This is a genomic window from Streptomyces sp. PU-14G (assembly GCF_041028275.1).
GTDB lineage: Bacteria > Actinomycetota > Actinomycetes > Streptomycetales > Streptomycetaceae > Streptomyces.
In genome coordinates this window covers 1-10,937 of the sequence record NZ_JASKYT010000260.1, presented here as the reverse complement: position 1 = coordinate 10,937, position 10,937 = coordinate 1, and the positions used below count along the sequence as shown (strand labels likewise).

The 10,937-nt window shown below is 72.6% G+C and carries 10 protein-coding genes and 1 pseudogene; 6 read left to right on the top strand and 5 right to left on the bottom strand.

Translation table 11 applies throughout. The features are described from left to right. Positions 1-131 precede the first annotated feature (131 nt). A complete protein-coding gene (gene bla / locus AB8Z75_RS24995; RefSeq protein ID WP_369205680.1) occupies positions 132-1,112 on the top strand; it encodes a class A beta-lactamase in 981 nt (326 codons plus the stop codon). Positions 1,113-1,187: 75 nt separating this feature from the next. On the opposite strand, the gene AB8Z75_RS24990 is transcribed toward bla, so the two are convergent. From AB8Z75_RS24990 to AB8Z75_RS24980, 3 genes are all read right to left on the bottom strand, one after another. Beyond that, entirely contained in the window at positions 1,188-1,430 is a 243-nt protein-coding gene (locus tag AB8Z75_RS24990) for a hypothetical protein (protein ID WP_369205678.1), read from the bottom strand. Positions 1,431-1,749: 319 nt separating this feature from the next. Continuing rightward, positions 1,750-2,706, bottom strand: coding sequence for an alpha/beta fold hydrolase (locus tag AB8Z75_RS24985; protein ID WP_369205676.1), 957 nt, complete (start codon positions 2,704-2,706; stop codon positions 1,750-1,752). A 276-nt stretch (positions 2,707-2,982) separates the two neighbouring features. Then, positions 2,983-3,942, bottom strand: a complete 960-nt coding sequence (locus AB8Z75_RS24980; protein WP_369205674.1) for an ATP-dependent DNA ligase — start codon at positions 3,940-3,942, stop codon at positions 2,983-2,985. A 312-nt stretch (positions 3,943-4,254) separates the two neighbouring features. On the opposite strand from AB8Z75_RS24980, the gene tdh reads away from it, so the two are divergent. The 3 genes from tdh to AB8Z75_RS24965 all read left to right on the top strand — a co-directional run bounded on the left by tdh (position 4,255) and on the right by AB8Z75_RS24965 (position 7,525). Beyond that, positions 4,255-5,283, top strand: coding sequence for an L-threonine 3-dehydrogenase (gene tdh, locus AB8Z75_RS24975; protein ID WP_369205672.1), 1,029 nt, complete (start codon positions 4,255-4,257; stop codon positions 5,281-5,283). Between the two features lie 96 nt (positions 5,284-5,379). Continuing rightward, positions 5,380-6,573, top strand: a complete 1,194-nt coding sequence (locus AB8Z75_RS24970) for a glycine C-acetyltransferase (protein ID WP_369205670.1) — start codon at positions 5,380-5,382, stop codon at positions 6,571-6,573. A 19-nt stretch (positions 6,574-6,592) separates the two neighbouring features. Then, entirely contained in the window at positions 6,593-7,525 is a 933-nt protein-coding gene (locus AB8Z75_RS24965) for a LysR family transcriptional regulator (RefSeq protein WP_369205668.1), read from the top strand. 38 nt (positions 7,526-7,563) lie between these two features. On the opposite strand, the gene AB8Z75_RS24960 is transcribed toward AB8Z75_RS24965, so the two are convergent. Continuing rightward, the gene (locus AB8Z75_RS24960) at positions 7,564-8,457 is read right to left on the bottom strand and encodes an LppX_LprAFG lipoprotein (RefSeq protein ID WP_369205666.1); all 894 of its coding nucleotides are present in this window, start codon (positions 8,455-8,457) and stop codon (positions 7,564-7,566) included. A gap of 177 nt (positions 8,458-8,634) precedes the next feature. Here AB8Z75_RS24960 and AB8Z75_RS24955 point away from each other — a divergent pair, with 177 nt between their 5' ends. Next, positions 8,635-10,116 carry a sugar porter family MFS transporter gene (locus AB8Z75_RS24955; RefSeq protein WP_369205664.1) on the top strand — a complete coding sequence of 494 codons (1,482 nt, stop codon included), beginning with the start codon at positions 8,635-8,637 and terminating at the stop codon, positions 10,114-10,116. 128 nt (positions 10,117-10,244) lie between these two features. Continuing rightward, the gene (locus AB8Z75_RS24950) at positions 10,245-10,469 is read left to right on the top strand and encodes a hypothetical protein (RefSeq protein ID WP_369205662.1); all 225 of its coding nucleotides are present in this window, start codon (positions 10,245-10,247) and stop codon (positions 10,467-10,469) included. Positions 10,470-10,558: 89 nt separating this feature from the next. Here the strand turns inward: AB8Z75_RS24950 and AB8Z75_RS24945 are convergent. Beyond that, positions 10,559-10,937 (bottom strand): annotated as a pseudogene (locus AB8Z75_RS24945) (uracil-DNA glycosylase); the annotation flags it as partial.

Genomic DNA, 10,937 nt, shown 5'->3' with positions numbered 1-10,937 from the left:
ACTCTATGCCGCCGCCGCTGCCATGCGGATTGCGCATGAGTTCGCGCGATCGCGTCTTGGACGGCATGGCCGGTGTCGGGTGAGGCTGTGCGGGCCCGTCACTCACGGACCTTCCGGAGGCATCGACACCCATGCGAACGACCACAGCCCGACGCACCTCCTTCGCGGCGCTCGGCGCGCTGGCGCTCGTCCTGCCGCTCACCGCGTGCGGCGAGAGCGCCGCGACCGCCTCCGCCGCGACCTCCGCCACCGCCCCGTCCTCCTCGCCCTCCCCCGTTTCCGCGGACGGGAAGTCCGCAGACGCGAAGTCCGCAGGCGTCAGGGACGGTGCGGCTGCCGCGGCGTTCAAGAAGCTGGAACAGAAGTACGGGGCGCGGCTCGGCGTACACGCCGTCGACACCGGCTCCGGACGCGCGGTCTCCTACCACGCGGACGAGCGGTTCGCGTACGCGTCCACCCACAAGGCGTTCACGGCCGCCGCCATCCTGGACAAGTACTCGCTGGAGGGGCTCGGTGACAAGTCGATCACCGTCGGCAAGGACGTGCCCGTCGGTCACTCCCCCGTCACCAGCGCGCACGTCGGTCAGAAGCTGACCCTGCGCCAGTTGTGCGAGGCAGCCGTGCGCCAGAGCGACAACGGCGCGGACAACCTGCTGGTCCGCGACCTGGGCGGCCCGAAGAAGCTCGACGCCTACCTCGAAGGCCTCGGCGACGACGTCACGCAGATGAACCGCTACGAGACCGCGCTCACCGAGGCCACACCCGGCGACAAGCGGGACACCACGACCCCGCGCGCCTTCGCCAAGGACCTGCGCGCCGTCACCCTGGGCGCCGCCCTGCCCGAGCCGGAACGCGCCCAGTTGGACGACTGGCTGGACGAGAGCCCGACCGGCACCGAGCTCATCAGGGCCGGGGTCCCGAAGGAGTGGAGCGTCGGCGACAAGAGCGGCGCCGCCAGGTACGGCACCCGCAACGACATCGCCGTCGTCCGCCCGCCGGGGAAGGCGCCCCTGGTCGTGACGGTCATGTCGAAGCGGAAGAAGGAGGACGCCGACTACGACGACAAGCTGGTCGCCGAGGCCGCCTCCGTCGTGGCCGACAAGCTCTCCTGACCCACCCCGGCCCCCGGACGGCGGGAACGGGGCTCGTGCCCCGGACGGCGCACGAGCCCCGTTCCCGTACTCCGGTCAGAGGAGGCCGAGGAAGCCCAGGCCCAGGAGACCGTCCCGGTTGCCGAGCTTGAGAAGTCTGTTGCCGGTGGTGGAGCGGCCGTCCTGCTCGCCGCCGGAGGGCGCGGGAGCCGAGGCGGCGGTGGCCGCGGGGGTGTGGGCCGGAGCGGCCTGCGCGACGCCGCACAGGGGCACGAGGGCGGTCACCGTCAGGGCGGCGATGCTGGTCGCGATACGGGAGGAGCGGGGAAGGCGACGCATGGGGGACTCCTTGTCGTCTTGTCGTCTTGGCGTCGCTCCGACCTGCCGAGCCGCTGTGCCGTTGTGCACGTGCCGGCGGCTTCCACCGGCTGTCGACGGGTCGGTGACGCTGCTTCCACGCTGCACCGGGTGACGGGCCGATGCGCGCGGTAGTGGGCCGGACAGGTCACCGAAGCCCCCGCCCCGGCCCGGCTACCGCCCAGGCCCGTCACACCACCGGACGCTGCCCGGTGGGACGGCGCCTGTGGGGCAGCGCCCCTGCGGCGGCGCCCGTGATGGGCCGGCGCGCACGCCCGGTTGAGCAGGTGCCGGTCGGGGGTCACGCGCCGCCGTCGCCACGCCCCGTGGCCCGGTCGAGAGTGTCGATGTCTTCCATGAAGCCCAGCATCCGGGCGTTGAGCAGGCCGGGATGGTCGAGCGCGGGGCCGTGACCGGTGTCGGCGATGATCTCGGCGCGGGCACCGGGGACCAGGCGCGGCACGCGCTCCAGTTGCCGCTCGGGGTGTACGAGCAGGCTGCGTCTGCCGAGGGCGAGGTAGAGCGGGGTCCCGAGGGTGCGCAGCTCGTCCTCGGTCAGTGGCTGCGGTGCCAGGCGGCTTATCCGGAAGGCGCGGACGGCCGCCCTGATCCACGCGCGCAGTTCGGGGACGGCGACGACCGGCTGCTCCAGCCAGGAGGCGAGACGCGGGCGCAGCGCCTTGGGAGCGCAGGTCGCGAAGAGGCCGACGAAGAGCCAGGCGAAGAAGCGCGGGCCCACCTTCTCCAGGCCGCCGGGGTCGAGCAGCGTGACGGAGGCGAGTCTGCCGGGCCTGCGGTGTGCCCCGTTGAGCACCAGCCAGCCGCCGTAAGAGGAGCCGACGAGGTGCGCCCTGTCGAGGCCGAGCGCGCCGAGCGCCTCGTCGAGCCACTGGGCGGCGCGCTCGGGCTGCCACATCGGCTCGCGCTGAACGCTGCGGCCGGGATCGCCCGGGGTGTCCAGCGCGTACACGGGGCGTTCGGCACTGAGCCCCGGGGTGTTGGGGTACCACTGGGCGGAGCAGCCCCCGGCCCCGTGGATCAGGACGATCGGCGTTCGGGACTCGTCAGCGGGGTTCGCGGGCCCGTACCGGTAGACGTGCGTGGTGCCGAAGCTCGTCTCCACGTCGGTCTCGGAGCGGGCGGGTGCTCCCTTGGCGTAGAGGACGTCGCAGGTGGCGAAGTACCGGTCGCGCAAGGTGTCGTTCACGTAGTGACCGATGTCGCGGCGTGTGCGGGGTCGGGTCGTGTGCACGGACACGGGGCGCCTCCGGGAGGTCGGCTCTTGGTGATACGCATGTATCAAGATTGATGATACGGCAGTACCATGAAGCGAGCACCGAAGCTCTAATCCCGGTCGCCGGACGGCACGGGCCCACGCGGTCGGCATGCTGTGGCCGCCGAGCCCGGAGTGCCGCGGCGGCTCGCCCCGCCGCTCGCCTGAGCTCGGCCGCACCCCGCCGCGCCCAGCGCGGCGTTCCGGGCGCGCCGCACCGACCGCCGCGCCCGGTCATCGCCCGCCGCACCCGGTCCTCGCTCACTCGGCGGGCCCCGACGGGAACCGGGGCACCTCCTGGGGCGGGAACTCCGGGCGCAGTCGGCGGGCTTGGACGGGGTGGCGCCAGCGCCCCTCGTCGAAAGCCACGTCCGCCTCGAACTCGACCACGTGCTCGGGAACGACACAGCGGTGCGCGAGGAGATCGCGGCTGCCCCAGCCGGAGCGGAACCGGGCGTCGGTCCAGGGGTGCTCGGGCCCGGCGGGGGTCAGCAGCGGGCCGAGTCCGCGGCGCAGGGCGGTGGTGACCGGGGCGCTCTGCGCCACCATGCGCAGTGCACCGCCCTCGTCGTAACGCCCCAGCACCAGCACCTCGGGCGAGGCGAGAGGACCGGTGACGGCGCCGACGACGGCCTCCGCCGTGGCGCGGGCGCGCAGCTTGCGCCAGCCCCGCTCGCCGGGCCTGTAGGGCTGGCCGAGGCCTTTGACGACCATGCCCTCGATGCCGACACGGCCCCACGCGGCATCGAGCCACTCGTCCGCCAGGGCCGGGTCGGTCGTCATGGGACACAGGGCCCAGGGCGGCTGGAGGTCGCGGCGGGTGAAGACCTCCTCCAGCAGGGCGCGGCGCTCCCGGTAGGGGCGGTGCATGGTGGTCTCGTCGCCGAGTTGCAGCAGGTCGAAGGCGATGAAGTGGGCCGGGTGCGCCGCCGCGGCGGCCTCGGCGCGGGGCCCGGTGCGCTGGGCCCGCGACTGGAGCCGGGCGAAGCTGACCGCTCCGTCCTCGATCACGACCAGTTCCCCGTCGAAGACGGCCTCCTCGCCCAGCGAGGCGGCGGCTCGCAGGAGGTCGGGGAAGCCGGGGCCGAGGTCGGTGCCGCGGCGCGACTGGAGGCGTGGCGCGTCGGGGCGCGCGTACACCAGCGCCCGGTAGCCGTCCCACTTGGCCTCGTACGCCAGCCCGTCCGCGCGGGGCGTCGTGTCGACCGTCCGTGCGGTCATCGGGGAGATGGGCGGGACGAGCCGTTTATCGCCCATATGCCACATATAGCGCGGAACGCGCGGGTGCGCGACCGCGCACTCCCGCCCCGGGCCGCCTCCCGCGTGCCCGGCGGGGTGGCGGGTGTGAAGGGAAGCTGCGGGTGCGGTTAAGAAAGTCTCGATGGACCCCGCGACCGCCGTGCGGCAGATTCGTCCCGGCGGCGCGCCCCTCGCCGCCACCCATCCCCTCCCCGCAGGGCCCTGGGCCCGGGACCGCCGTCCCGCGGCCCTGCCGTGCCCTGCCGTGGCGCGCGAGACGACAGGAGCCGTGACGTGAAGGCGCTGGTCAAGCAGAAGGCCGAACCCGGACTGTGGCTGACCGATGTCCCCGAGCCGCAGACCGGCCCAGCGGAGGTGCTGATCAAGGTCGAGCGGACCGGCATCTGCGGCACCGACCTGCACATCCGCGCCTGGGACGGCTGGGCGCAGCAGGCGGTGGCAGCTCCCCTGGTGGTGGGGCACGAGTTCACCGGCGAGGTCGTGGAGACCGGCCGGGACGTGGCCGACGTCAAGCCCGGCGACCGGGTCAGCGGCGAGGGCCACCTGGTGTGCGGCAAGTGCCGCAACTGCCTGGCGGGGCGCCGGCACCTGTGCCGCGCCACGGTGGGGCTCGGTGTGGGCCGCGACGGCGCCTTCGCCGAGTACGTGGCGCTGCCGGCGCAGAACGTGTGGGTGCACCGCACCCCGGTCGACCCGGACATCGCGGCGATCTTCGACCCGTTCGGCAACGCCGTGCACACCGCGCTGTCCTTCCCGCTGGTCGGCGAGGACGTGCTGATCACGGGCGCGGGCCCGATCGGTCTGATGGCGGTGGCGGTGGCCCGGCACGCGGGCGCCCGCAACGTGGTCGTCACCGATGTGAGCGAGGAGCGGCTTGAGCTGGCCCGCAAGGTCGGCGCCTCGCTCGCGCTGGACGTCTCGGGCGCGGACATCGCCGAGGGGCAGCGGGCGCTGGGGCTGCGCGAGGGCTTCGACGTCGGTCTGGAGATGTCCGGCAACCCGGCGGCGCTGCGGGACATGCTCGCGAACATGACCCACGGCGGGAAGATCGCGATGCTCGGGCTGCCCGCCGAGGACTTCGCCGTGGACTGGGCCCGGATCGTCACCTCGATGATCACCATCAAGGGCATCTACGGGCGGGAGATGTTCGAGACCTGGTACGCGATGTCGGTGCTGCTGGAAGGCGGCCTGGACCTCGGCCCGGTGATCACCGGCAGGTACGGCTACCGCGACTTCGACGCCGCGTTCGACGACGCGGCCGGTGGCCACGGCGGCAAGGTCGTCCTGGACTGGTCGCGCTGAGCCGCCGCGGCGGCCGGGCGGGGTTCGCCCGCGCGGGCAGCCCGGCCGCCGTCCTCGCCCCCCGTTTCCCCTCCTACCTCCTGGAGAGCTGAAAGCATGTTCGACTCCGTACGCGACGAGCTGCGCGCCACTCTGGATGAGATCAGCGCCGCCGGGCTGCACAAGCCGGAGCGGGTCATCGGCACCCCGCAGTCCGCGACCGTCGAGGTGACCGGCGGCGGGCGCCCCGGCGAGGTCATCAACTTCTGCGCCAACAACTACCTGGGCCTGGCCGACCACCCCGAGGTGATCGCGGCGGCCCACCAGGCGCTGGACCGCTGGGGCTACGGCATGGCCTCCGTCCGCTTCATCTGCGGCACGCAGGAGGTCCACAAGGAGCTGGAGGCACGGCTCTCGGCCTTCCTCGGCCAGGAGGACACCGTCTTGTACTCCTCCTGCTTCGACGCGAACGGCGGCGTGTTCGAGACGCTGCTGGGCGAGCAGGACGCCGTGCTCTCCGACGCCCTCAACCACGCCTCGATCATCGACGGCATCCGGCTGTCGAAGGCCCGCCGCTTCCGCTACGCCAACCGCGACATGGCCGATCTGGAGCAGCAGCTGGAGAAGGCGCGGGACGCGCGGCGGCGGCTCATCGTCACCGACGGCGTCTTCTCCATGGACGGCTATCTGGCGCCGCTGCCCGAGATCTGCGACCTGGCGGAGCGGTACGACGCGATGGTGATGGTCGACGACTCGCACGCGGTCGGCTTCGTGGGCGAGGGCGGGCGCGGCACCCCCGAGCTGCACGGCGTCATGGACCGGGTGGACGTCGTCACCGGCACCCTCGGCAAGGCGCTGGGCGGCGCCTCGGGCGGTTACGTGGCGGCCCGCGCCGAGATCGCCGCGCTGCTGCGGCAGCGCTCGCGCCCCTACCTGTTCTCCAACAGCCTGGCGCCGGTCATCGCGGCGGCCTCGCTGAAGGTGCTCGACCTGCTGGAGTCGGCCGGTGACCTGCGCCGGAAGCTGGCGGCCAACACCGAGCTGTTCCGCCGCCGGATGGCCGAGGAGGGCTTCACCCTGCTGCCGGGCGAGCACGCCATCGCGCCCGTCATGATCGGCGACGCCGCCGAGGCGGCCCGGATGGCGGAGCTGCTGCTGGAGCGCGGGGTGTACGTGATCGGCTTCTCCTACCCGGTGGTGCCGCAGGGGCAGGCCCGCATCCGGGTGCAGCTCTCGGCGGCGCACTCCACCGAGGACGTGATGCGGGCGGTCGACGCGTTCGTCGCATCCCGGGCGCAGCTCGCGAAGTGACTGGGGGAGAATCGATCGCGTGATCGAGGCGCGGCGGCTGCACATCCTCCGTGCGGTGGCGGACCACCGCACGGTGACGGCCGCTGCCGCCGCGCTCTACCTCACCCCCTCGGCCGTCTCCCAGCAGCTGACCGCGCTGGAACAGGAGACCGGGCACCGGCTGGTCGAGCGCGGCACCAAAGGCGTGCGGCTCACCCCGGCGGGGGAGATCCTGCTGACCCACACCAATCTCGTACTCGCCCAGCTGGAGCGCGCCGAGGCCGAGCTGGCCGCCTACGGCTCGGGCGCCGCGGGCCAGGTGGACCTGGCCTCGTTCGCCACCGGTATCGGCCTGGTGGTCGCCCCCGCGCTCTCCCGGCTGGGCCGCACGGCGCCCGGTATCCGGGTGCGGGTCAAGGACACCGAGGGCGACGCCAGCCTGCCCATGGTGCTGGACCGGGAGACCGACGTGGCGGTGGCCGTCGAGTACCGGGGGGCGCCAGGCGAGGACGATCCGCGGCTGACCCGCGTCCCGCTGTACGCGGAGCCGTTCGACGCCGTGCTGCCCGAGGGGCACCGGCTGGCCGGGGCCGAACGGGTGCCGCTGGCCGAATTGGCCAAGGACACCTGGATCGGCCCGTTCCCCGGCAACCCGTGCCACGACGTGGTCGTCCTGGCCTGCGAACACGCGGGCTTCGCGCCGCGGATGCAGCACTTCTCCGACGACTTCCGCGCCGTTGTCGCCCTCGCGTCCGCAGGAGCCGGTGTCGCCCTGGTGCCCCGCTCCGCGCTGCTGGGCACCGACGACGCCCACAGCGGCGGGGGCGTCGCGGTCCACCCGGTCGAGGACATCGCGCCCACCCGCCGCGTCTTCGCCGCCGTACGGCGGGGCGCGGAGGAACATCCGCTGATCAGCCCCGTGCTGGCGGCACTCACGGAAGCGGCCCGCCCGCCCACGGAAGCGACCGTGTGAGGCCGGGGGCCGCGGGCCCCAACGCCCCCCGACGCGGGTCAGGACGCCTGCCGGCCGCCCTTCGCCACCTCGTCGGTCAGGTCGGCCGTCTTACCGGACGGCGGCGCCTGCACGTCCACGTCGGTGCCGAAGTCGGACAGCTCGACGGTCGTGGCAATCTTCGTCTTCTTCGCGCTGCCGGACCCCGCGGAGTCCCGGGCGGTCAGTTCGATCTGCTGACGGCGCGTGAGCCCCTTGTCGTCGATCCACAGCTCCACCGGCACCCTGTCGCCCAGTTGCGCGCGGAGCTTCTTCTCCTGCTCCGGGTCGCCCTTGGCGAGCTTCGACAGGTCGAGGTCGACCCGGTAGTGCGTGGTCTCGGTGCCGTTCACGTCCTCGGTGCCGAGCTTCTTGACGTCCTTCTCGGAGAGGGACTTGGAGTAGGCGAGCGAGTCGGCGGGGTTGTTCATCCCGGCACCGGCCCCGCCTGCACCACTGCCCTGGAGCCGGCCCAGGTCGATCTTCATCCACGTCTTGCCGTCCGGAAGCCGGGAGGCGCTCTCCTTCGGCAGCTTCTGGTACAGGACCTGGTCGACGACGCGCTGTTCGATGCGCTGCCCGCCCTGGCTCAGCCGCAGTTCGCTGGTGCCGTCCTTCAGGTCGATGGTGCCGTCGCCGGAGACGCTCTTGCCCGCGGCCTGCTCGCCGGACCCCGAGACGGCCACCTTCAGCTTCATCCTGGCCGTCTCGGCCTCGGTGGTCTTCGCATTCGTCGCCTGCACCGCGTCGGCCGGTGACTGCGCGGAGGAGCCCTTCCCCTCGGCGCCGGAGGCGGACTTCCCCTCCGTGCCGCTCCCGCTGTCGTCCCCGCAGCCGGTGAGCAGGACGGCACCGGCCAGTAATCCGGCGGAGCCGAGTGCCGCGCCACGCCGAGCGCATATACGGCGTTTCACTCCATTCACCTCATTCTGTGGTGTGACGGCCTTTCGACTTCGTACGAATGCCCCGATCCCCACGTGGTATGCGGATCTCCGACTCCAGTCGGGAGGACGTTGCCTCCCCGGCCGGAGTACGCGACGATACGGGTCTATCTGTACGAATATGTACGAATCGGCAAGGTGACACATCGCATGGCTGAGACGGCATCGAACGCGCCGACCTCCTCCCCCACAGGCCCCCACGGCAAGGCGATCGGCATCTCGATCGCCGCGGCCGTCGGCGGGTTCCTCTTCGGCTTCGACTCCTCCGTCATCAACGGCGCGGTCGACGCACTGTCGGGCCACTTCCACATGGGCGCGTTCCTGTCGGGGTTCGTCGTCTCCATCGCGCTGCTGGGCTGCGCGGTCGGCGCCTGGTACGCGGGCCGTCTCGCCGACGGCTGGGGGCGCCGCAACGTCATGCTGCTGGGCTCCGCCATGTTCCTCATCAGCTCGGCGGGCTCCGCCTTCGCCTTCTCGGTGCCCGACCTGCTGCTGTGGCGCGTGATCGGCGGTCTGGGCATCGGCATCGCCTCGGTGATCGCCCCCGCCTACATCTCCGAGGTGGCCCCCGCCTCGGGCCGCGGGGCGCTCGGCTCCCTCCAGCAACTGGCCATCACCATCGGCCAGCTGGTCGTCCTCAGCTCCAACAAGGGGTTGGCGGGCGCGGCCGGCGGCGCCTCGCAGGACCTGTGGTTCGGCATGCAGGCCTGGCGCTGGATGTTCCTGGTCGGCGTCATCCCGGCCGCCGTCTACGGGGTGCTGGCGCTGCTGATCCCCGAATCGCCGCGCTATCTCGTCCTGAAGGGGAAGTACGACGAGGCGGCGGGCGTGCTGGGCCGGGTCAGCGGGGAGGCCGACCCGCAGGGCAAGGTCGCCAGGATCCGCGAGACGCTCCGCAAGGAGCACCGCAGCAGCTTCCGCGACATCCGCGGCCCGCGCTTCGGACTGCACCCGCTGGTGTGGGCGGGCATCATCATGGCCGCCTTCCAGCAGCTGGTCGGCATCAACGCGATCTTCTACTACTCGACGACGCTGTGGAAGTCGGTCGGCTTCAGCGAGTCCCAGTCCTTCACCACCTCCGTCATCACGGCGGGCATCAACGTGGTGATGACGGTCGTCTCCATGCTGTTCGTCGACCGCGTGGGCCGGCGCAGGCTGCTGTCCATCGGCTCGGTGGGCATGTTCTTGGCGCTGGCGCTGACCGCGGTGGCCTTCTCCCAGCAGCGGGGCAGCGGAACGGACGTGACGCTGCCCGACCCGTACGGGCCGATGGCGCTGGTGGGCGCCAACGCCTTCGTCATCTTCTTCGCCCTCTCCTGGGGCCCGATCATGTGGGTCATGCTGGCGGAGATGTTCCCCAACCGGATGCGTGCGATGGCGCTGGCCATCGGCACCGCCTCCAACTGGATCTTCAACTTCATCGTCACCTTCTCCTTCGAGCCGATGACCAGCAAGGTCGGACTGACCTGGCTCTACGGCGCCTTCGCCTGCTTCGCCCTGCTCTCCTTCTTCTTCGTGCGCGGCAAGCTCCCGGAGACCAAGCAGCGGGAGCTGGAGGAGATGACGGGCGAGACCTACCGCCGCCCCCAGCCCGCCGACCGGGACCGCCAGGGCCGCGACCGCTCCAGCTGACGCCCTGAGGGCGGTGGCCCGAGGGAGCGCGAAAGCGCTGCCTCGGTGACCGGGAGGCGGGACGGGGATGCGGGACCGGATTGCGAGACCGGGATGCGCTGCGGCGGGGCCGGGCGCAGGGTGGGGGTATGGCCGACGCACCGATCATCGTCTATCCGCCCGACGCGCACGGCGCGCGCCGGGTACGGGCCGACGGCACCATTCTCGGCCTTGCCACCAACGTCAACGACGTGCTGTCGCTGCTCGGCGACGCCGGTTTCGACCCGGACGAGATCGCCCTGGACGGGCCGCTCATCGAGTGGCGCGGCGGCGGCGCCTACGCCTGGGACCCCGGCGAGGGCGGCGAGGAGTGAGAAGCGCCCCGTGAGCAGCGCGCCGCACCGCGTCGCCCGCGGGCGCCGAGCGGGCGGCCGGGCAGCGCGGGCGGTTCAGGGCGGGCGGTTCAGTGCGTGGGGCGGACGGGAAGGCCCGCCTCGACGGCCGCGGCCCGCAGGACGTCGCGGAGCATGGCGGGGGTCAGTCGCCCGGTGAAGGTGTTGCGCTGGGTGACGTGGTAGCAGCCGTGCACGGCCAGCGGCGCCGCACCCCGCTCGGTGGACGGCAGTTCGAGACGGGCCCCGTGCCCGAAGGGGGGCCGGGGGCGCGGGAGGGACCAGCCGCCTTCGCCGAGCACCGGCAGTACGGCCTGCCAGCCGAAGGCGCCGAGGGCGACCACGGTGCGCAGGGTGGGCCGCAGCAGTTCGAGCTCGCGGACGAGCCAGGGGCGTCAGTCGCCCGGTGAAGGTGTTGCGCTGGGTGACGTGGTAGCAGCCGTGCACGGC